At 45.1% G+C, this 22,699-nt stretch carries 20 protein-coding genes and 1 riboswitch; of the genes, 2 read left to right on the top strand and 18 right to left on the bottom strand.

Annotated features, from left to right (window positions below):
• Position 1: 1 nt before the first annotated feature.
• Positions 2-1,267, bottom strand: a complete 1,266-nt coding sequence (hflX, locus tag ACFOJ8_RS07580; protein ID WP_380654761.1) for a GTPase HflX — start codon at positions 1,265-1,267, stop codon at positions 2-4.
• A gap of 107 nt (positions 1,268-1,374) precedes the next feature.
• Between hflX and ACFOJ8_RS07585 the strand changes: the two genes are divergently transcribed.
• Positions 1,375-1,860 carry a glutathione peroxidase gene (locus tag ACFOJ8_RS07585; RefSeq protein WP_380654764.1) on the top strand — a complete coding sequence of 162 codons (486 nt, stop codon included), beginning with the start codon at positions 1,375-1,377 and terminating at the stop codon, positions 1,858-1,860.
• A 31-nt stretch (positions 1,861-1,891) separates the two neighbouring features.
• Here the strand turns inward: ACFOJ8_RS07585 and hfq are convergent, their stop codons facing one another.
• From hfq to ACFOJ8_RS07660, 15 genes are all read right to left on the bottom strand, one after another.
• Complete coding sequence (hfq, locus tag ACFOJ8_RS07590) at positions 1,892-2,086, bottom strand: RNA chaperone Hfq (protein ID WP_380654767.1); 195 nt, start codon at positions 2,084-2,086, stop codon at positions 1,892-1,894.
• Positions 2,079-3,020 carry a tRNA (adenosine(37)-N6)-dimethylallyltransferase MiaA gene (gene miaA / locus ACFOJ8_RS07595; protein WP_380654770.1) on the bottom strand — a complete coding sequence of 314 codons (942 nt, stop codon included), beginning with the start codon at positions 3,018-3,020 and terminating at the stop codon, positions 2,079-2,081. Before miaA ends, hfq begins: the two co-directional genes overlap by 8 nt.
• Positions 3,013-3,888, bottom strand: coding sequence for an alpha/beta fold hydrolase (locus tag ACFOJ8_RS07600; protein WP_380654773.1), 876 nt, complete (start codon positions 3,886-3,888; stop codon positions 3,013-3,015). The genes miaA and ACFOJ8_RS07600 overlap by 8 nt, the downstream gene beginning before the upstream one ends.
• Positions 3,889-3,899: 11 nt before the next feature.
• Entirely contained in the window at positions 3,900-5,786 is a 1,887-nt protein-coding gene (gene mutL / locus ACFOJ8_RS07605) for a DNA mismatch repair endonuclease MutL (RefSeq protein WP_380654775.1), read from the bottom strand.
• Positions 5,787-5,790: 4 nt separating this feature from the next.
• Positions 5,791-8,310, bottom strand: a complete 2,520-nt coding sequence (mutS, locus tag ACFOJ8_RS07610; protein WP_380654777.1) for a DNA mismatch repair protein MutS — start codon at positions 8,308-8,310, stop codon at positions 5,791-5,793.
• 49 nt (positions 8,311-8,359) lie between these two features.
• A complete protein-coding gene (gene thiW, locus ACFOJ8_RS07615; RefSeq protein ID WP_380654779.1) occupies positions 8,360-8,845 on the bottom strand; it encodes an energy coupling factor transporter S component ThiW in 486 nt (161 codons plus the stop codon).
• A gap of 66 nt (positions 8,846-8,911) precedes the next feature.
• On the bottom strand, positions 8,912-9,337 hold the full coding sequence (locus ACFOJ8_RS07620; RefSeq protein ID WP_380654782.1) for a RicAFT regulatory complex protein RicA family protein: 426 nt from the start codon (positions 9,335-9,337) through the stop codon (positions 8,912-8,914).
• Between the two features lie 136 nt (positions 9,338-9,473).
• The gene (locus ACFOJ8_RS07625; RefSeq protein WP_380654784.1) at positions 9,474-10,265 is read right to left on the bottom strand and encodes an energy-coupling factor transporter transmembrane component T family protein; all 792 of its coding nucleotides are present in this window, start codon (positions 10,263-10,265) and stop codon (positions 9,474-9,476) included.
• Complete coding sequence (locus ACFOJ8_RS07630) at positions 10,259-11,662, bottom strand: ABC transporter ATP-binding protein (protein WP_380654786.1); 1,404 nt, start codon at positions 11,660-11,662, stop codon at positions 10,259-10,261. Before ACFOJ8_RS07630 ends, ACFOJ8_RS07625 begins: the two co-directional genes overlap by 7 nt.
• A 2-nt stretch (positions 11,663-11,664) precedes the next feature.
• The gene (locus ACFOJ8_RS07635) at positions 11,665-12,243 is read right to left on the bottom strand and encodes an ECF transporter S component (RefSeq protein ID WP_380654788.1); all 579 of its coding nucleotides are present in this window, start codon (positions 12,241-12,243) and stop codon (positions 11,665-11,667) included.
• Positions 12,244-12,310: 67 nt separating this feature from the next.
• Positions 12,311-12,401: riboswitch (TPP riboswitch) on the bottom strand.
• A gap of 48 nt (positions 12,402-12,449) precedes the next feature.
• Positions 12,450-14,273, bottom strand: a complete 1,824-nt coding sequence (locus ACFOJ8_RS07640) for an ABC transporter ATP-binding protein (RefSeq protein ID WP_380654790.1) — start codon at positions 14,271-14,273, stop codon at positions 12,450-12,452.
• Positions 14,266-15,987: an ABC transporter ATP-binding protein gene (locus ACFOJ8_RS07645; protein ID WP_380657074.1), complete on the bottom strand. Its 1,722-nt coding sequence runs from the start codon at positions 15,985-15,987 to the stop codon at positions 14,266-14,268. Before ACFOJ8_RS07645 ends, ACFOJ8_RS07640 begins: the two co-directional genes overlap by 8 nt.
• Before the next feature lie 112 nt (positions 15,988-16,099).
• Positions 16,100-16,966 carry a 2-oxoacid:ferredoxin oxidoreductase subunit beta gene (locus ACFOJ8_RS07650; protein WP_380654792.1) on the bottom strand — a complete coding sequence of 289 codons (867 nt, stop codon included), beginning with the start codon at positions 16,964-16,966 and terminating at the stop codon, positions 16,100-16,102.
• Positions 16,966-18,705, bottom strand: coding sequence for a 2-oxoacid:acceptor oxidoreductase subunit alpha (locus tag ACFOJ8_RS07655; protein ID WP_380654795.1), 1,740 nt, complete (start codon positions 18,703-18,705; stop codon positions 16,966-16,968). Before ACFOJ8_RS07655 ends, ACFOJ8_RS07650 begins: the two co-directional genes overlap by 1 nt.
• Before the next feature lie 100 nt (positions 18,706-18,805).
• Complete coding sequence (locus ACFOJ8_RS07660; RefSeq protein WP_380654798.1) at positions 18,806-19,564, bottom strand: TIGR00282 family metallophosphoesterase; 759 nt, start codon at positions 19,562-19,564, stop codon at positions 18,806-18,808.
• A 77-nt stretch (positions 19,565-19,641) separates the two neighbouring features.
• On the opposite strand from ACFOJ8_RS07660, the gene ACFOJ8_RS07665 reads away from it, so the two are divergent.
• Complete coding sequence (locus ACFOJ8_RS07665) at positions 19,642-19,863, top strand: hypothetical protein (protein WP_380654800.1); 222 nt, start codon at positions 19,642-19,644, stop codon at positions 19,861-19,863.
• Between the two features lie 46 nt (positions 19,864-19,909).
• On the opposite strand, the gene rny is transcribed toward ACFOJ8_RS07665, so the two are convergent.
• On the bottom strand, positions 19,910-21,463 hold the full coding sequence (rny, locus tag ACFOJ8_RS07670; protein WP_380657076.1) for a ribonuclease Y: 1,554 nt from the start codon (positions 21,461-21,463) through the stop codon (positions 19,910-19,912).
• Positions 21,464-21,626: 163 nt separating this feature from the next.
• Complete coding sequence (recA, locus tag ACFOJ8_RS07675; protein ID WP_380654803.1) at positions 21,627-22,682, bottom strand: recombinase RecA; 1,056 nt, start codon at positions 22,680-22,682, stop codon at positions 21,627-21,629.
• Positions 22,683-22,699: the final 17 nt, after the last annotated feature.

A 22,699-nucleotide genomic window follows, 5' to 3' on the forward strand; every position in this document is an offset into this window, starting at 1 on the left:
GTTAGTCCTCGTTTCCTTCTATAATTCTATGACTCCAAGCCCCGGGTGGCTCATAGCCGCTCAGGGTATATGCCTCTGATCTCTCGTCTAAGACTTGTTCATCTACAATTGTATATCGCTTCAAGTCGTATATCTTCTGAGGTTCTGAGAGCGGCAATATAGCTTCGTACTTCTCCATATGGGTCTTCATGAAGTCTTCAAGTGTGCGTAGAATTTCAATAGGGGGCATTGAAGTGTTCACATGGGCATTCGGCTCGCTCGGCGTATAGTGTACTGTATTATCAAGATCCGTCTTATTGAAGAACACGATGGACGGGATATGTTCCATATCGAGCTGTTTCATTAGATTTCTGACTGTATCATAATGCGTCTCCAGATTCTCCGAGCTGTTATCGATGACATGGATCAGAAAATCACTATCCGCGGCTTCCTCCAGTGTGGATTTAAAACTCTCAACGAGAGTCGTCGGCAAGTTTTGAATGAACCCGACGGTATCAGATAAGATACATTCAAAACCAGAAGGGAGTGTAATCTGGCGGGTTTTCGGGTCCAATGTAGCAAAGAGCGCATTCTGCTCATAGGTATCACTTTTCGCCATGGCATTGAAGAGAGATGATTTACCCGCATTGGTATAACCGATAAGCGACACTTTGACCACTTGGTTTCTATTACGTTTCTCACGGTACCGCTCGCGGTGCGACTCTACAACTTGAAGTTGTTTCCTGATTTCTTTGATTCGCTGATTGATATGTCGCCTGTCTGTTTCAAGCTTTGTCTCACCAGGGCCTCTCGTACCGATACCTGCACCAAGGCGTGATAGATTGATACCCTGACCTTTCAATCTCGGCACAAGATACTGTAACTGTGCCAGTTCGACCTGCAGCTGTCCTGCTTTAGACATGGCTCTTAGGCTGAAAATATCTAAAATAACTTGCGTGCGGTCGATGACCTTGGTGTCCATAATAGCCTCTATCGAACGGTTCTGACTAGCAGTGATTTCGTCGTTGACGATCGTATAATCGATCTCCTCATCCTCATCATATGACTCACGAACTTCCGACAGGAAGCCAGTACCGGCATAAGATCTCGGATCCACCGATGATCGATTTTGTACATGGACACCAATAATTTCTATATCCACCGATTCCGCTAGGCTTTTAAGTTCCTCTAGCTCAGACTGGACATCTTTCCTTTTTGGTGTATTTACTGAAATAATGACGCCTTTATATTTTTTTGTCATTGTGTACCTCCTCGGCTGCTTTAACATTCCTTACCCGTTTTGTTAATCGATTATTGTTTTCGTGTTTAGCTGACCTGGATTATGTCTAAAGTAGCATATATTCCATTTAACTTTGTAGAAAGGAGCCTAAAATCATGAAGACACACCTGTACGACTTGAAAGTTCAAGATGCCACTGGCAAGACGATTGATATGAAAGATTTTAAAGGCAAAGGCATACTTATAATAAATACCGCAAGTGAATGTACACTTTGCAATCAATTATCCGAACTTGAGTTCCTCTATCAAAAATATAAGGATGAGGGATTTGTAGTACTCGTATTTCCTTCCGATGACTTCATGAACATGGAACCACTCGATGCTTCCGAAGCAGAGTTCCACTACAACAAAGAGTATGGCGTAACCTTTCCCGTGATGGAGAAGGTGAATGTTAAAGGTACCGACACCCATACGCTATTCAGACATCTGACCGAAAGTAAGAATGGTTTGCTTACTAGTGCGGTAAAATGGAACTTTACAAAGTTCCTGATTTCAAGAGAAGGCAAGATAATTAAACGCTATCCACCTCAAAAATCGCCACTTTCAATAGAGTATGATATCGCTCAAGTACTGAGAGGCTAAAAAAGCATCCCACCTAATGGGATGCTTTTTCCTATTTAGTGAAAGTGCTGATGGCATGCTTATAGATCAGTTGATCCTTGCCTCCTGAATGCAGCTGTATAACGAACCGGTCAAAATCTATGACAGTCCCCCGCATCTGAAATCCATTTACAAGAAATACGGTCACTTCGGCTTTTGACTCCTTGAATTCACTGAGAAACTTCTCCTGCAGATCACCATTAGTCATTTTTCTTTCTCTCCTTCGTGTGTAGGAATTGATATATATCTTCAAATATACTATCCGTATTCACTGAATCAAGATCGTACCAACTCACGGGAAGCTGATTCCTAAAGAAGGTCAGTTGCCGTTTGGCATATTGCCGGGTGTGTTGCTTAATGGTTTCTTTAACATCATTCAGGGAGACGTGACCTTCGAAGTATGGTATGAACTCCTTATAGCCGATGGCTGCGCCTGCTGTTTTTGATAGAGGTCTGTGTTGCACGAGGGCACGCACTTCTTCTTCAAGCCCCATCTCGAACATCTTTTCGACACGGTTGTTGATGCTCTCATGAATCAATTTCCTATCCCGTGTCAACCCTATAATAAATGTATCATATTTCATCTCATCTGTGTAGCCGGGGCCTTCTCTGCTGCTGATCCTGTTGCTCAGCTCGTGTTTAACCAAAGCACGGATGACACGTCTGCGGTTATTTTGATGTATCTCGCCGGCAAGTTTCGGATCAACGTTCTTCAGCCGGTTGTGTAGGATGGTCGATCCGAGTGCGTCAAGACGTTCCGTCAATGCACGTTTCTCAGCATCGTCCTCATCGTTGAATTCGTAGCCGTAGATAAGGGCACGGATATAGTGACCGGTTCCACCAACGATAAATGGCACATCCCCGGCTTCGTGGAATTCGTCGATGATTTCATCTACGTGCTTTTGGAAATCATGTACCGAGAAAGCTGAATCCGGCGGCATGACATCGATCATATAGTGCTGGACACCATTCATCTCAGCTTCTGTGATTTTTCCTGTACCGATATCCATTCCCTGATACACTTGCATCGAGTCCCCGCTTATAATCTCTAAGTTGAACCGTCTCGCAATTTCAACACCGAGTGCAGACTTGCCGATTGCGGTGGGTCCGACCAATATAAGCAACTTCTTCTTTTCAGACATGTCTCATCACCCACTCCATAAGCCTGTTGTAAACTTGTTCACGATTTTTTTCAAAAAGCACTTCGTGTCGGCTCTTATCATAAAGCTGTACAGTGACACTGCCAGCATAATGACGATAAGTACGCGCCAGATTACGTATATCTCTGCCCTTACTTGAGAAGGGATCTTCCTTACCACCGATAAATAAAATGGGTACATTGGCATCCAGTTCTTTCAAGTTACGCTTTTTCTGGCTATCTTGTATATTTCGTACAACTTCTGACAAAGCACGGTTGCTCATCAAGCAGCCGCAAAGAGCGTCACTGTTGTAGCGTGCCACTTTCACTGCATCTTCAGACAGCCATCGGTTCTTTTGTGTGCCCGGAAACGATTTGTCATATCCAGCAAATGCAAGGCGGTTAATCACTTTAGACTTTGTTCTTGGTGCTACATCTGCAAGTGACCGTAGCATCTTGGTGGATAACCGGTCAGAAAAAGTGTCCTTGCTACCTGTGCCGACGATGATACCACCATCATATACTCTACGCTCAAGCAGACGACGGGCAACGATGGATCCCATCGAATGTCCTAAAATGAACTTCGGCAAATCCTTTGGAATGACTGTTGAAACTGCCAGAGCATCTTCAATCAGTAGGTTGAAACTCTCAAAATGACCCAGATCTTGAGCATCCATCCCATGCCCGCGATGATCATGCATGATGACCATACAGTCGTTCATGGCAAACCATGTCATCATTTCACTGTAGCGCTCCATGTGCTCCGCCATACCATGGAGGAGTTGGATTGCACATACGGGGTGATCCGGAGAAAAGATTCTGGTTTTAATATGTCGGCCTTGATTGTATACCATCTCTTCACTAATCTTCATCTTTACCCCTCCTACTTCATTATGCGGTTGAACATGCGCTCGATTTCGTAGGTGCTCATATGAATGATGACCGGACGCCCATGCGGACACGTGTATGGCGAGTGACAGGCCCTGAGTGATTCGAGCAGCGCTTCAATTTGCACTCTGTCGAGATAGTGATTGGCTTTAATCGATTGTTTACAACTCATCATGATGGCCATCTCCTCTTTATATTGGTTTACGGAGAAGTCAGGTCTTGAAGAAACGAATTCAATCAGTTCACCAATATCCCTTTCCGGATGCTTGTCATCAATCCAGTTCGGATAGGCGGTGACAGCGTATTGTCTGATGCCACTTTTTTCGATATTAAAACCAAGTGATTGAAGGCGTTTTAGCCGATCATCTATTTCTATTATATCATTCATCGGGAATTCGAAAGTATACGGGATTAACAACGGCACACCGTCCGTCTTTCCTATGGTGATGTTCTCCGCATAGTATTCATACTTGATGCGTTCTTGAGCTGCATGCTGATCCATCATATACATGCCTGTGTCGTTCTGTAGGATGATGTAGGTGCCGTGAAGCTGACCCACAATTTCAAGATACGGCAGTTTCTCTTTCTCAATGGATGACCCAGTCGTTGTGGAAGTAGTGTCTGTGGTCTCTGTATTTTTCACTCGCGTTTGGTCAGGCACCGTGCGTTGTACAGTCTGTTTTGATTTCACCTTTGTTTCATTCAGCACCGTTTTCTTTGGTACAACCTTGTACTCCGCTGACGGTTTTCTGAAATCAGGCGTTGCAGGCTGTTGCCAATCTGTCTCAGGTTTCTCTGGTACATTATCATCTCGTGTCTCACGAGAAAAATCTAGAGTACCCTGTGTGACCTGCTGTTTTGGTACTGAGGATTTTTTGGCGACATCCGGTATGAGCATTTCACCTTTCATATGCGAACGCACAGTTTTCTCGAGCAATTGGTTCAGCTCCCGCTCTTTTGAAAAGCGGACTTCGGTTTTAGCCGGATGTACGTTAACATCAACAAGCTTTGGATCCATCGTAATATCAATTACCGCGATCGGATACTTATCTTTTGGCAACAATGTATGATAGCCGTTGATGATCGATTGAGAAAGTTTGAAACTCCGGATGAACCGGCGATTGATGGAAATATTGAGATAGTTCCGGTTACTGCGGTTGATCTCTGGGCGGATAAGGAAACCTTGTATACGAAAATCGGCATCCTCCGCCTCAAATGCCACAGCATGTCTTGCGATATTCAGCCCATAAATATCACTGATGACTTCCTTGAGATTACCGTTGCCTTTGGTCATAACCTTTTCGCTATGATCCAGTATGAGACGGAAGCTGATATTGGGATAAGCCAGCGCCATGCGCTGAATGACATCAATGATTTTTCCGCTCTCCGTACGCATCGAACGCATGTACTTGAGTCTCGCTGGTGTATTGTAGAAGAGTTCTGTAATCGTAATATCCGTTCCCTTACGTTCTTTACCGGGCGTCTGTTCCATCAGTTTACCGCCTTCAAACCGAATGAATACTGGATTGCCTTCCATATGATTGGTTTCCACGGTTACCTTCGCTACAGCACCGATACTTGCGAGTGCCTCTCCACGAAATCCGAGGGAACGAATTTGAAACAGATCATAGTCCGTACCGATTTTACTTGTCGCGTGTCTTTGAAATAGCAGTGGACCGTCCGTATGATGGATGCCATCTCCGTTGTCCACAATCCGTATTTGCTTCATTCCCGATTCTTCAATGAACACTTCAACTTGCGAAGCATTGGCATCGATGGAATTTTCCACTAGTTCCTTGACTACAGAGCTTGGCCGTTCAACAACTTCCCCGGCAGCTATCTTATTCTGTATTGCACTATCCAATACTTTTATTGAACCCATATCATCACTCGCCTTCAAGCTCGTTTTTAAGTTCCTGTAGTTTCATCATCGCATCAAGTGGTGTCATCTGGTTGATGTCGACAGCTTTGAGCATGTCGATAACCGGGTGCGATTCTTCACTCTCAGCCTCATCAAGCGGCAATGACAATTGTGTACTGCTCGGAACCTGTCTATTTTGTTCGAATCCTTGGAGCAGCTCATGCGCCCGTATTGTTACCTCTTCTGGCAATTCCGCAAGACGCGCTACATGTATACCGTAGCTCCGTTCCACCGGGCCCGGCTTCACCTTATGAAGAAAAATTAATTTTCCATCGTACTCGGTTGCCTTAACATGGACATTCTTTAAATGTTCTAGTTCATTTCCAAGCCGTGTCATCTCGTGGTAGTGGGTCGAAAACAGCGTCTTGGCACCGATATGATCATGGATGTACTCAAGCATCGACTGTGCGAGGGACAGTCCATCATAAGTAGACGTCCCCCGACCAATCTCATCAAAGATCAGAAGGCTGTTTTTTGTCGCATGCTGCAGTGCTTCGTTTGCTTCCATCATTTCAATCATGAATGTCGATTTACCACTTGCCAAGTCGTCACTCGCGCCAATACGGGTGAAAATTTGGTCAAAGATCGGCAATATCGCTGACTCTGCCGGAACATACATGCCCATCTGCGCCATAATGCTGATTATTGCTGTCTGACGCATATACGTACTCTTACCAGACATGTTTGGACCTGTTATTAAATAGATGAACGTTTTCTCATCCATGTCGAGTGCGTTCGGTACGTAGGTATTCTCCCCGATCACTTTTTCGACTACCGGGTGGCGTCCTGCCTTGATGGATAACGTATCCTCGCTGAACTCAGGACGTACCAGACGGTACTCATTGGCTACAGTCGCAAATGAAATGAGACAGTCGAGCGAGCTGATGATATCAGCCGTTGTCTGCAGTCTTGGAATGAACTCTTCCATTTGCTCGCGCAGTTCGACAAAGAGGTCATATTCTAGGATGATGCTTTCATCCTGGGCACCGAGTAGCTTCGACTCCATTTCCTTAAGTTCTGGGGTGATGAAGCGCTCTGCGTTGGTCAGCGTCTGCTTGCGCTGGTACTCGAAGTGGTCGGCATCGAAATTTACAGCGTTGCCTTTTGAGATTTCAATATAGTAGCCGAACACCTTATTGAACCCGATCTTCATATTGCGGATGCCAGTCCGTTCCCGTTCTCCTTCGATATAGTCATTCAACCATATTCTGCCGTTGTTTGACAGGTAGCGGTATTCATCAAGCCGGCTGTTGTACCCTTCTTTGAAGATGCCCCCTTCGCGTATTGTCTTCGGGGGTGTATCGTCAAGGCTTGATTCAAGTAGTTGATGAACGTCACGGAGCGTGTCGAAATCTTTGAATAAAGGTGTCTCTCGCAGTCCGATCTCCAAAAGGATCGTTTCAATTGCTGGCAGCCCTGCAAGTGAATCCCGCATCTGAACCAGATCTTTGGCATCGATATTGCCGAAGCTAAGACGGCCGACAAGCCGCTCAATGTCGTAGACGTTATTGAGCAAGGTCTTGATATCCTCTCTTTCAATGAAATTCTCGAGGAATAAAGCGACAACATCCTGCCGTTCAATGATAGCTTCCTTGCTGAGGAGCGGACGTTCAATCCATTTTCTTAGTTTACGCTTGCCCATCGGCGTCTCAGTTCGATTCATGTACCAAAATAGCGACCCTTTCGCTTTCCTGGTCTGAAGGCTCTCCAGCAACTCCAAGTTGGAAAGTGCAGCGTAATTGAGCTGCATAGTCTCCTTGATGCGATGTTTCGCGACTGTTCTAAAATGCTTCAGTTCCCTCATGTTGTGAGCTTGGATGTAGCTGATAAGAAGATCAAGTGCCTGCTTTTCCCCTTGAGTGACTGCCGGGTCATAGTCGAGTGGATGATGCGTATCATTCGTAAACACAGTATTTACTGGTGGATCGGCATATAATTCCGATAAGATGTCTTGAATATTCTCCTCAATGACAATTTCTTTCGGGTCGATACGATCGATTTCACTTTTCAGCACCATCATGTCATCCGTGCAGAAAGCCGATATTTCACCTGTAGAAATATCGGAATAGGCGGCATTGAAGAACCCCCCTTGTTCATCCAGTGAGAGGATATAGTTGCTGCGTCCATCATCCATACCGAAATCATCAATTAAAGTGCCTGGAGTAATGACCCGCACGACGCCTCTTTTGACCATTCCTTTCGTTTGCTTCGGATCTTCGAGCTGTTCACAGATGGCCACCTTATATCCTTGATCGATCAGTCGTTCGATATAGCCCTTAGCAGAATGATAGGGTACGCCGCACATCGGGATCGGATCCTTCTTTTTGTCTCTTGATGTCAATGTGATTTCGAGCAATTTGCTCGCAGTAATCGCATCGTCATAGAATAACTCGTAAAAGTCACCCATCCGGTAGAGAAGCAATACATCGGGATGCTCCGCCTTTATATTCAGATACTGTTGCATCATTGGTGTTACTGTCGTCATCTAAACACTTCCATTACTAAAATATAACTGCATTATATCACGCGGCCGATTAAATGTTGAACGTCTTTAGAACGCCTTTTTTGTCAAGTTGCCTAAGAATCACCCATGATACCAGAGCACCAATCACTGTACTCGCCATAAACGCAGGCGCCAATACATAGAAAAAATTCAGCTCCAAACCAAGTATCATAATCAAAGGCAGAGTAGCGAGCGAACCAAGGACACCGGTCCCGATCATTTCACCAGCAACAGACAGACCCAGCTTTTTAAATTTCCGGTAAAGCAGGAATGCAACAAGTGCACCGATCATGCTGCCCGGGTAGGCAAATGGCGATCCAGTCCCCATCATAATACGGATAGTTGACGAAAGGAATGCCTGAACGATTGCGAAAGGACCTGTGAGTACGACGCTTAAGACATTGATGAGATGTTGTATGGGAGCTGCTCGGACTGGACCGAGGGGGATCACAACAAAAGTACTGAGTACAACATTCAGTGCGACAAGCATACTTGTTATGGTTAAATTTCTAGTCATTCAACCATCCTCCTTTTAAATAAAGGGCTGTACATCAAAAAAGATGTACAGCCCTTATGCTACCTTCTAGTCTTCTTTACGGTTCGGCATATTTCTCATTGCCGCTCCGGTTTCACCTTCCAAAATGTCCCCGCCTGTAGAAGTGATAATTTCGTTTGTCACGGTCTGACTGATCGCATGTGAAACCATCTGCAACAACTCGTTGACCTGGCTCTGAGATTCTTTGAACTGGTTGACAATCGGCATTTCATCAAGCTCCGCTTCAACCTTCTTGATCTTTTCCTCAGTCATCTGATATGCCCGTTCCTTACCGTAGTTCTGGAAATTGACAGCCTGTTTCTGAAGACTTTTTAGACTGGCCATCTTTTCACGGACGTCTTTGTTCTCATGTATCTTTGCTTCAGCTTTTTTAAAGAAATCAACCTGCTCTGTCTCAGCAATCATACCGCCGAGCGCTTTTGCTTCTTTTACTATCTCGTCTTTCGTATACATAGACCTTCCACCTTTTCCTATTCTGACACCGGAGGCCCGGCATTATTCTGTCATCATCCGCAAAAAACCAGGCGAATCAAATCTTATATCAGTATATCTGTTTTTCCTGCATATTTCAAAACTATTTGGCTGTTTTTCACCTGGCATCCCGTGTCGGAAATGGGCTATACCACTGTCCAAGCTGAAAGGCACTGATAACCACAAGAATGATGATGACGACAAAAAGGATATCCCGGATTGAGAACGTAGTTCGATGATAATAGGTCCTTGGCCCATCATCGAATCCTTTTGATTCCATCGCAATACCGAGGCGATAGGCTCGCCGTATACTCTGGCTCAAAAGTGTGATGATCGTGGTAGAGAATCCCTTATAGCCACTGACGTATTTCCTATGGATCAATGGCTTTCTTACTTTGCGGGCGCGTCTTAGTGACATGTATTCATTACCGATGATCGGTACCATGCGGATTGCGGCCATGAATGCGTAGGCAAACTTCGGTTTTAAGCCCCCTTGCTGCATCAAGCTGTAGAAGACATCCGTCAGTTTCGTAGTGAAGACGACAAGTGCACCGAATAGCGATAATACTATGCCACGCATCATGATGTGGATGCCACGGATGGTGCTTTCTTCTGTGATGTGGATGATGCCGAATCGAACCAACGTAGTCGTACCATCACCATAGAAGATCATATACAGACTTGAAATCGCACCGAAGAAAAATACAGTTGAAACAAGTAGTAAGAGATATCTAATTTTCACTCCACTCAGTACAAACAGCAGCACCAGCATCAGGAGGGACAGGTGGAACAGATGGTTCGGATCGTGGATGAGTAGAACCGTCAGGAACAAGCAAGCGGCAATCAGCATCTTAGTGATCGGATTGACTTCATCTACAGGGGTGCTGTAGTAACGTATCGCTTCTAGCATCGCCCTGCACCTCTTTCTGTAAGTATCCCACCTGCTATATGTAGCCGTCTTGACGGATAACGCACCTTAATCTCTTCATCATGCGTAATCATGATAATGGTTGTCCCCGACTGGACCATGTCGTGCAGCATTTCAATCAATCGGAACGCATGACGCTGATCCAACCCAAAAGTGGGTTCATCCAGAATGATGATTTCAGGAATACCGCCTGAAGCTGTCGCAACACTCAGCCGACGCTTCTGACCTGTCGAGATTTCAAGCGGATGCAGATGCTGTATATTCTCCAGACCAAGTCTTTCGAGCAAGGCTTCTGTCCTCTGCTTGGCTTCTTTCTTATCATAATGGAGTTCCAGATTAATAAATACTTCGTCAACCACCGTATTTGTTATAAACTGCATTTCAGGATTTTGAAATACTGGATAGACAGCGCCTTTGTATTGCTTCGTCCGCTTCACTCTTCTACCTTTAAAATAAATATCTCCCTCAGACGAAATCAGTTTCATCAAAGCAAGGAGCAGGCTTGTTTTGCCTGTTCCATTATCCCCTTCAAGTGTAATCCATTCACCCTTCCTGATTTCAAGACCGGCGATATCAAGTAGTTGTTTTTTTCCACGCCTAATCTTAAGGTTACGTGCTTCAAGCAACGTTTCAGACTGCGCTTTTATATCGGGAAGCATCGGCGCATTATGCCAGGACTCCGGGTGCCATACACCAAACGCATCGAGCGCATCACGATGGTTTCTGAGCATCACGTCTGGCGATGCCGTGCTGTTTATCTGTCCGGCATCATCCATAAGAATAACCCGATCCACCTTGTCCCATATATCTTCCACACGATGTTCGATAATGACTACGGTGCGATCCCCCCACATTTTATGGATTGTCTCCCACAGATGGGCAGCGGAACCGTCATCGAGCATGCTTGTCGGTTCATCAAAAAATAGTGTGTCTGCACGCTGTAACAATGAACCGGCTATGGCCAGTTTCTGTTTCATACCGCCGGATAGTGTCTGAATAGGTGTATCTGGTGCCACATCGAGACCGACTGTATCAAGCGCCTCTTTAATCTGTTGGTCCATCTCTTCTACTTTGACCTGTCTGTTCTCCATGACAAAGGCAAGTTCCTCAGAAACTGTCGGCATCGTAAACTGGGCATCCGGATCCTGAAACACATAGGCACCGGACTCCGCGAGCTCTAGCTTATCCGCTTTTATCGGCACCTGGATGACGTTTGGAATGAGACCGCCAAGCACATTGAGGAGTGTACTCTTGCCGGAACCGCTTGGGCCGACAATGAGTACCTTCTCACCCTCCGCTATTTCCAAGTCTAGATCGGTAAAGAGTCGACTCTCAGCCTCTGGAAATTTCAGTCTGAGCTTTTCGACTGTTATGGCCATTGTTATAACCCTTCATCCGCCGGCATTTTGCGACCGACAAGTTTCAGCACACCGGTTCCTCTCAGCCCTTTATAAAGTAGATATGCCAAACCACCGGCTATGAGTGCACCACTCAACACTCTAAAGCCGAACATGAGCATAAGATTCCATGTCGCTAGCTGACCAAGGTAGCCGTAGTACCAATCGAGCGGCAGTGTAGACAGCGCCGCTGCTATACCTGCAGTGACTGCAACCATGAGCGACGTACTCTTATATTTCACAATCGCAAATACAATCTCACATGCCAGTCCTTGGATCAGTCCATAGACAATCAGCATTATATCGAACTGCAACAGGACGATTGTCTCACCTGATGCTGCCGCAAACTCGGCAATCAGTGCAACGCCTGGCTTCCTAATAATCAGATAAGCGACTACCGCTGCAATAAACCACATGCCATAAAGAAGCTGATTTAAATGCAAGCCGAGTGGCTCCAACGCTGTATAGACCCCACCCCATATCGAGTAGATGAACGAGAACACAAGCGCAACGACAACTGTAACCAGTACATCGGTGAGCGTCAGACTGTTCCTTTTTATCATACAAAAACCCCCAAATGATATTTCCCAAATAAAAAACACACCACTAGCGGAGTGGTGTGCATATTTGTAGGAAAATATGCCACTTCCCTACGCTAGTATGATCTAGATCAGGTAATGAGGGTCATTCTCAGTCCAAACGGACACCCCTAGTGGTCGTTTCTTATTCGGTTGAACTTATCTTAATACATTTCAAGACTTTTGTGAAGTTATTTATTATCAGACACCATTTGGAAGTAGCGTCCCTTTTGTTCGAGGAGTTCCTGCTCAGAGCCATGCTCAACCAGTTCACCCAGTTCCATAACAAAGATCCTATCGACCGCTTTGATGGTGTTGAGCCTGTGGGCGATAATGATACTTGTACGGTCTTTCATAAGACGCTCTAGTGCTTCTTGAATCTTGAGCTCAGTCACAGTGTCGATGCTGCTTGTCGCTTCATCAAGTAGCAGGATGGCAGGATCTGTGATCAGGGCCCGGGCAATTGAGATCAACTGCTTCTGCCCCTGTGAAATGAATCCTTCATCCGCTTCAAGCACAGTATCGTAGCCATTTTCAAGTTCGATGATGAACTCATGTGCATTGGCAAGCTTCGCCGCTTCAATGACCTCTTCATCAGTGGCATCAAGCTTACCATAACGTATATTCTCCCTGATAGTAGACTCGAAGAGATACGGATCCTGCAACACAAACGCCGTCTGTGAACGGATGGTCGAACGGGCATAGTCAAGGATATCTTCTTTGTCTATTCTGACCTGCCCCGAATCCGTTTCATAGAACCTTGCAAGCAACTGCATCACTGTCGTCTTGCCTGCCCCGGTGGAACCAATTAACGCGATGGATTCTCCCGCTTCTATCTTGAAGCTAAGATTTCTGATCGTTGGTGTCTGCTGCTCGGGATCGTAGGAGAAGGAGACATCATCGAATTCGATTTCACCTTCTAAAACCTTGTCTTCAATTCCTCCGTTATCCTCTTCTGTTTCGGAATCCATGATGCCAAATACTCGCTCCGCACCTGCAATGGCAGATAGAACCTGATTGAACTGGTTGGAGAGATCGGCAAGTGGTCGTGTGAACTGCCTTGCATATTCAGCAAAAACAACAATTGTTCCGATAGTGACTACATCGTTGCCAGAGAGTGCAAGTAATCCACCGACACCTGCAACGACGGTAAAACTGATGTTGTTAAGCATATTCATCACTTTTGGAATGAACCCGGCGTATAGGAAAGCCCAGAACGTGATGTCTCTAAGTCTTCCAGCTTTTTCATCGAAGTTCTTGATCGCTGTCTCTTCTTGGGAGAACACTTTGACGATTTCCTGGCCTGAGACCATCTCCTCGATATAACCGTTCATTTCACCGGTTGCCCGCTGGCGTTTCTTGTAGAGGGGGCCAGTTCTTCGGGTGATGAAGCCCACAGCTAGAATCAGTACTGGAATAATCAATACTGTAAGTAGTGTCAGAAGTGGGCTCAAGTAAATCATGACACTGATTGTACCGACAAGTGTGACGACACTCGTTGTAAACTGTATAAAAGAGGTATTCAACGTCTGCGAAATGGTTTCGATATCGTTTGTCATCCGGCTCATCAATTCACCATGCTGACGTTTATCGTAAAACCTTACAGGCAATTTCTGCATATGAGAGAACAATCTGGAACGGAGTTTGTATACTGTACGCTGTGACAGTCCGACCATCATGAACGCTGCCAGGTACTGCGTTGTTGAAAGCAAGATATAGACCACAAGTAACAGGATCAGAATCGAAGCAAGTCCGTCTAGTTGGCGCTGCACAAAATAATTATCAACGATTTGGCCGACAAGATACGGCCCGACGATACTGAGCAAGCTGGTCAATGCTACAAGGATTATTATGGCATAAAGCAAAACCCGCTCTTCGTTGATGAAGCGCCACATTCTTTTAAGTGTTCCCCATATATCATTGGCACGCTGGTCTTCTTTCTTTTTCTTGCGTCCGATTTCCTCTTTTTGAAGGACCGGTTCATTGCCGAATGGTCTTTTGATAAAATCAATCATCCAGCTGTCCCCCTTCCGTCTGCGATTGCACAATGGATCGGTATAGATCCGATTCTTCCATAAGTGTCTCATGCGATCCAAGTGCACTAATCTCGCCACCATCAAGTATAAGGATGCGATCAGCCATTTTTGCAGTGACTATCTTTTGCGTGACGATGATTTGAGTCGTATTCTCTTCCTTGATAGCATCCCATAGCGCCGATTCCGTGCGGATATCTAGAGCCGAAGTACTATCGTCTAAGATCAGTATACCCGGTCTTCGGACGAGTGCGCGAGCAATGGATAGTCGTTGCTTTTGCCCGCCCGATAACGTCACGCCCCTTTGGCCGACACGGGTTTCATAGCGGTGATCGAATGTATTGATTGAATTGTGGATTTGTGCCTTTTGTGTTGATGTGAATACTTCCGCTTCTCCCGCTTCAAGATCTCCCCATAAGAGGTTCTCGAAAATACTGCCTGAGAACAATACAGCAGACTGTGGTACATAACCGATGGTCTCACGGAGATCATCTTCGTTCCAGTCTTTTGCATTGATGCCATTGATATAGACATCCCCTTCTTTTACATCATACATTTTTGGTATAAGACTAAGAAGTGTACTCTTGCCAGATCCTGTACCACCCATAATGACAAGTGTCTCATTCTCTTTAACTTCGAAGTTGATGTCGCGGAGAACATACCGTGTTGAACCTGGATATTTAAAGGAGACGTTATCAAATTTCACTGTGCCTGCCTGATCCACCTTGCTGATTTCTTTATTATCGTTCACTGCCACAGGCGCCTCGAGCACTTCCTCCATACGTTCACTGGAAGCTTTGGCACGACTGAATGCGATGATGATGAAAGCAAACATTGAGAAACCACTCTGCATGCGGAGTGCATAGTTGACGACGGCGACAATCTCACCAACTTCAACGCTGTTACTCTGAAGCAAATCAGAAGCCATCCATAATACGACGAGTAGACTGCCGTTTATAATCAGAAGCAGTACAGGCATGATGGATTCCATCAGCCTCAGTGCATACACTGTATCATCACGCAGACGACCCGCGACTTTGCTGAACTTGCCGATTTCGAACTCGCCACGGTCATTTGCCTTAATTAGTCTGACCGCTTCAAGGTTCTGTTGGATAAAACGGTTGATTTTATCCAGTCGCTTCTGGACTCTTAGGAAAATCTGTCCACCCTTACGGGCTGTAAAGAAAAGAAATATCAATAGGACTGGTGTTAAGAAGGACAGATAGAAACCAAGTGTCGGATTGACGACAAACGACATGATAAGTGACCCAATAACAAGTAACGGTGCCCTCAGAATAATTCTTAATGACATATAGAGTAACATTTCGACTTGTAAGACATCCTGGGTCATGCGCGTGATGAGACTGGAAGTTGGGAATTTCGATAGTGTTGCGAGCGTGAAATACTGGACTTTCCGAAACAATGCCGTTCGCAAATCGTAACTGAAACGCGTGGCGACCTGACTCGAGAAATATGAGTTACTGATTCCACTTAGAAACGCTGCCATACTAATGGCGAACATAACCAGAAGATAAAACCAAACGGTATCTATATCCTGTGCCACGATACCATCATCAATGACTTTTGAAATCAGATAAGGCTGAAGCAACTCAACAGCAAGTTCGATGAACATGAAGAAGAGAGCGACTGCAATGAACCATTTGTATTTGAGCGCGTATTTGAAGACTGTAATCAATTGTTCCACCCTTTTCTTTCGGTTACCGAAGTAATATATCAATTATGACATAATTCAAACTATTTTAATAGAAAAAATAAAAACCTGAAGCCCGAAGCTTCAGGTTTTTGATTTAGCGGAATTCCGCCATGAGTTCATCGAATGTTCCATTTTCAAGTTTCATTTCTTTTTTAACAAGTGGCTGGTCTAGATATCCTTCAATGTTCTCTTGGTAGGATTTTGCTTCCTGATCATGATAGATGATACCCTTCAGTCGACCATCATATTCCATGACGTGCTGCATTGCATTCTTTGGATCCTGATAATCAAATCCTTCAATGTCCTCGACAGCTACCAGATTCTCCTTGAACCAATCGTAAGTGTTCACCTTATTGTATGTTACACATGGACTGAAGACATTAATGAAGCTGAACCCCTTATGGTCCATCGCCTGCTGGATGATGGCTGTAAGCTGTTTAATGTCTGAGCTCACACTTTGAGCAACAAAAGTCGCCCCGCTTGCTAGTGCTGTTCTGATTGGTTGGATCGGATTCTCTTTTGACCCTTCCGGTGTCGTCTTCGTCACAAAACCTTTGCCTGAGGACGGAGAAGTCTGTCCTTTCGTCAGGCCGTAGACTTGATTGTCCATGACGATATAAGTGATATCGATGTTTCTTTTCAGTGCGTGGACGGTGTGTCCCATACCGATTGCGAAACCATCGCCATCTCCACCTGAAGCGATGACTGTAAGGTCGTCATTGGCCATTTTGACACCTTGAGCCACTGGAAGGCTGCGTCCATGTGTAGAGTGGAAACCGTAGGATTTGATGTAGCCACTCAAACGACCGCTACAGCCGATACCTGTGATGACAGCAAGTTCATCTGGCTCAAGCCCATTAGCTGCACACGCTTTCTGTATAGCTGCCTGAACACTAAAGTCACCACAGCCCGGGCACCAGTTTGGTTTGATATTATTTCTAAAGTCTTTGAATGTCGCCATTAAATAACTTCCTTTGTTTTTAGAATCGAGTGGATATGCGTTTCGATCTCTTCAGGTTTGAAAGGCGTTCCATCATATTTTACATAAGAACGGATTCTGTCATGTCCAGGATAGTTCATCTTGAGCACACTCTGCAACTGTGCACTATAGTTTTGCTCGATGACAAGTATCTCTTTGGCGCCATCAAGATAAGGTCTGAGTGCATCGATTGGAAATGGATGAATCTGCTTTAGATTCACAGTCGTCACGTCCGCATCTATTCTTTCTGCTGCTTCATTCGCAACACCATTGACACTCAGGAAACTGAGTATAAGCAGATCGCTATTTACGTTTCCTTGTACTTTGAATGGTTCTTCCATCGTGAAGTCTTTCAGTTTGCGCATCCGCTTGTCCATTTGTACCTGACGATTCTCTGGACTCTCATTCGGTGTACCAGTAGGACTGTGCTCAACACCGGTTACATGGTGGATGCCGCCTTTGGTACCTGGAATTGGGCGATGGGATATACCATCGTCCTCGTTTCCGTAACGTTCAAAATATTCATCCGCCTGATCTTCGATATCTTCTGTAATCGTTTTGCCGCGATTGATTTCCACTCGGGAGACATCGAACGGAGCAGAGGACTGCTTACCGAGTGACATTTGCAAATCGGACAACAAGATAACAGGGACCTGATAGTATTCTGCCAAGTTGAATGCTTCTATCGTAGTGTAGAATGCATCTTCGACATCTGACGGTGCGAGCACAATCTTCGGAATATCTCCATGCGTGCCGTATATCATCTGCATGAGATCCGATTGTTCCTGTTTTGTCGGCAGCCCCGTGGAAGGACCTCCGCGCATCGTATCGACAATCACAAGCGGAGTTTCAGTCATTCCTGACAGTCCTATTGATTCCATCATCAATGATAATCCCGGTCCTGCAGAGGAAGTAAAACTTCTCGCTCCTGCATAGTTGGAGCCAATCGCCATAGTTACTGCTGCGATTTCATCCTCTGTCTGTATGACGGTTCCGCCCACTTTCGGCAGATTAGTTATCATGTATTCCATGATCTCACTTGCTGGTGTAATTGGATAGGCCGCCATGAACCGTACCCCAGCGTTCAATGCACCGAAACTGATGGCATCGTTGCCGATCAAAAAGAGACGCGCTTCACTGTCTGATGGAAGCATTTCGAAGTCTCCTTCAATATGGACCATCTCGTCACCCATAAGCTGGTAGCCCTGGTTGAGCGCTTCGTGATTAGCATCAACGATATCCTGTCCTTTTTTGATGAACATTGTATAAATCATATCCTTGAATGGTTGAAGTTCGAGGTTCATCAATCTGGCGCTAGCCCCGATAGCCACCATGTTTTTCATCAGTTGACTACCGAGCGCTTTAGCAGTCTCCGTGAACGGAATGGATATAAGCTGTATATCTTGAGTTTCGTCTTTTTCGGGGTTGAATTTGCTGTCGGCAATGATGATGCCTTTCTTAACCAGTTCATGACTATTCAGATCAATGGTTTGCTGGTCGAATGCAACAAGTATATTGATGTTGTCGCTGACCGACCGTACTTCCTTAGTAGAAATTCTAACATTATTATTTGTATGGCCACCTTTAATACGACTCGAAAAATGTCTATAGCTATAAAGGTGGTAACCCATTCTATTGAGTGTGGTTGAAAATATTTCTCCAGTGGATTCGATGCCTTCACCTTGCTGGCCACCGACTTTCCATGACAATTGTTCATTCATACACATTGCCTCCTTGTCCTTATGCTAATATACCAAAATCCACAGCAATTTTCGATCTTATGGATAGGCCTGAAACGAAAATCAGCCTATTGGATGACCGCTATTCCTCTATTCGGATTTTACTTATTTTATTGGCTGCTGTATCGATGATGACACCGGAAAGGATGCCTGCCCCTTCTTCAGGCACATTGTGACGAACTGGCAACTGATGTATGAAGCGTTCGATGACTTCCTCTTTACGGATACCGAGTATGCCGTTCTTAAAGCCTGTCATGCCAACATCAGTGATGTACTTCGTACCACCTGGCAGCACTTGTTCATCATTCGTCTGAACATGGGTATGTGTACCGACTACAGCATCCACCCTGCCGTCTAGATAATGCCCCATTGCGAGGCTTTCACTTGTGGTCTCGCTGTGAAAATCAACGAATATTTCATCGGCTTCCACACTTCCAAGTATTGCGTCCGCTTTTTTAAATGGACAGTCAATGGCGTCCATGAAACTACGACCTTGAAGATTCATAATGAGCAACTTGACACCATTCACGTTGACAATACCATACCCTTTTCCGGGCGCACCGTCAGGGAAGTTTGCCGGACGAACCATCCGAATATCCTCATCCATGAATTCATAGACGTCGCGTTTGGCAAATGCGTGATTACCAAGTGTAATGAAATCAGCACCACTTGTCAGAATCTCCTTATAAATTTTCTCAGTGATCCCTTTGCCATGGGCAGCATTCTCACCATTGACGATGGCTACCTGTGCCCCATGCTCTCTCTTTAACGATAAAAGGTGCTCAGATAGCATTCTCCGGCCGACTTTTCCTACTATATCTCCAATAAATAAAATGCGCATTCAGTTTCATCCTTTAAATTCAATTTGATGTTTATTATACATGTTTTAGGGAAGTTGTATTTTATAAAACTTTAGGAGTGACTAACTTGACATTATCCATCGATCCCAAAGACTTTGCAAAAATGGCCCTTATGGCAAACCCTTCGACGAGTGAGAGCATCGAAGACAAAGCAAAAGACAGCCTCGAACTCTATCTAAGCGCCTATAAGCTCGCTGAGAAATACGAAAGATTTTCCAACTCTACTCAAGAAACAAGCGAAGCCTTCAGTAATATCAGAGACATCGACATCAACATGTAAATATAAGCCCAAAATAAGAAAACCAGCAGGATATCCTGCTGGTTTTCTATTTGGCATATTCTACTGCTCGCATTTCTCTTACTACTGTCACTTTAATGTGTCCTGGGTATTGGAGTTCTTCTTCGACTTGCTTTTTGATATCCCTCGCAAGGCGATGCGCTTTCAGATCATCTAACTCATCCGGTTTGACCATGACACGTATCTCACGACCCGCCTGGATGGCAAATGTCTTTTCAACGCCACTGTATCCTTCAGCGATAGCTTCAAGTCTTTCAAGACGCTTGACGTAATTCTCAAGTGTCTCTCTCCTTGCACCCGGTCTAGCAGCGCTCAATGCATCGGCTGCCGCAACGAGAATCGAAATGATACTTGTCGGTTCTACATCCCCGTGGTGGGAATGAATAGCATTAACGACTGTATCATGTTCTTTGTATCGTTTTGCAAGCTCAACGCCGATTTCAACATGGCTGCCATCCACTTCGTGATCGATGGCTTTACCAATATCGTGAAGGAGCCCAGCTCTTCTTGCCAGCTGTACATCCTCACCGAGTTCGCTCGCAAGCATACCAGCAAGATATCCGACTTCGACAGAGTGTTTAAGCACGTTTTGACCGTAGCTAAGTCGATACTTCATCTTACCGAGATGCTTAATGAGTTCCGGGTGAAGATTGTGAATATCAAGTTCGAAAGCTGCTGCTTCCCCTGCATCACGAATGTTCGCCTCCATATTACGCTTGGCTTTATCCACCATTTCTTCAATACGTCCTGGATGAATTCTACCATCCTGCACGAGGTCTTCGAGTGCATTTTTAGCAATTGCCCGGCGAATTGGGTCAAAACCGGAAAGTATGACCGCTTCAGGTGTATCATCGATAATCAAGTCGATCCCGGTCAATGTTTCCAAAGTTCGAATGTTACGACCTTCTCTGCCGATGATGCGACCCTTCATTTCATCGTTTGGTAATGTAACGACTGATACTGTCGATTCACTTGTATATTCTGCTGCATATCGCTGGGCAGTCACAGCAAGCAATTCCTTCGCTTTCTTGTCCACATCAAGCTTCATTTGATTCTCTTTCTCTTTGACCATTACAGCCATATCATGTGACAGTTCCCGCTCCACTTCTGCGAAAATCTCATTACGCGCCTCTTCGCGCGTAAGTCCGGAGATGCGAGTGAGTTCTTCTTCTTGCCGACTGATGATTTCTTTAATCTTATAATCCTCGGCATCAACCATTTGCTGTTTTTCTTCAATTTTGGCTTCTTTGTGCTCCAGTGCTTCATCCTTTTTATCCAGAACTTCGCCTTTCCTATCAAGAACTTGTTCCCGATTCAGCAATCTGGATTCCTGTGCCTTGAGTTCATCTCTCTTCTCACCGGATTCACGTTCAAATGTCTCCCTGAGAGTTTGATTTTCCTCTTTTGCCTCGAGCAGCTTTTCTTTCTTGAGGCTCTCACCCTGCTTCTTCGCTTCATTGATAATGTGCTCAGCAGAATTTCGCGCCTCTTGCTGCCGTTTAGTCAAAGTGTTTCTGACGATAAAATATCCGATTACAACACCTAGAATAATGCCAAGCAAGATTAAGAAAATGTCTATCATGTCCACAATAAACACCTCCCTAACAGGCTCTAGCTATTGTTTTATATAATATCTTTCATAATAGATATTATACACATACAATTCTAAAGATATTCATATAAAAACGCAAGCACCAGAACGTCTTATTTGCATTCTGGTGCCGCGTGGCCATACACTTATTCGTTTATAGTTCTTCCTCATCAAAAAGCTGGTCAGCAGCTGTCTCTTCCTCAGGAACCTCGGTATCACTGTCCTTGCCAAAACCAAGTGCATTACGCAGTTTGGTTTCGATTTCTTCGAGCAATGCCGGATTATTGGTAAGGTGCTCTTTGGCATTCTCCTTACCCTGCCCAAGTCTTTCACCTTCATAAGAGTACCATGCACCACTTTTTTCAACAATATCGTTCTCAACGCCGAGGTCAATCAATTCGCCCGTTTTCGAGATACCTTTGCCATACATAATATCCACTTCTGCAACGCGGAACGGTGGCGCTACTTTGTTCTTAACTACTTTGATCTTCGTGCGGTTGCCGACTATATCAGTACCAAGTTTCAGCTGCTCGGCACGTCTGACTTCGAGACGAACGGAGCTATAGAACTTCAGCGCACGGCCACCGGAAGTTGTCTCGGGGTTACCGAACATAACGCCAACTTTCTCACGAATCTGGTTGATGAATATTGCTGTCGTATTACTTTTTGAAATGGCACCGGAAAGTTTTCTTAGTGCCTGTGACATGAGCCGTGCCTGAAGACCAACGTGGGCATCACCCATCTCACCTTCGATTTCCGCTTTTGGTGTCAACGCCGCGACAGAATCGACAACGACGATATCAACAGCCCCACTTCTGATAAATGCTTCTGTAATTTCAAGTGCCTGTTCGCCTGTATCTGGCTGTGATAGATAAAGGTTCTCTATATCTACGCCAAGGTTCTGCGCATAGTCAGGATCGAGCGCATGCTCTGCATCGATGAACGCTGCAATCCCACCATTCTTCTGCGCTTGGGCTATAGCGTGCAGTGCAACAGTTGTCTTACCAGAAGATTCTGGACCATAAATTTCAATAATTCTACCTTTAGGATAACCGCCAACACCAAGTGCCTTATCAAGTGTGATGGAGCCAGTGGAAACTGTAGAAACTTTGCGTCCAGCATCATCTCCAAGTTTCATTACAGCGCCCTTGCCAAATGACTTTTCCATGTTCTTTATCACTGTGTCTATCGCTTTTTGTCTCTCGTCCATAATTACCCTCCATTAAT

The sequence above is a fragment of the Salinicoccus sesuvii genome (genome assembly GCF_042648145.1).
GTDB lineage: Bacteria > Bacillota > Bacilli > Staphylococcales > Salinicoccaceae > Salinicoccus > Salinicoccus sesuvii.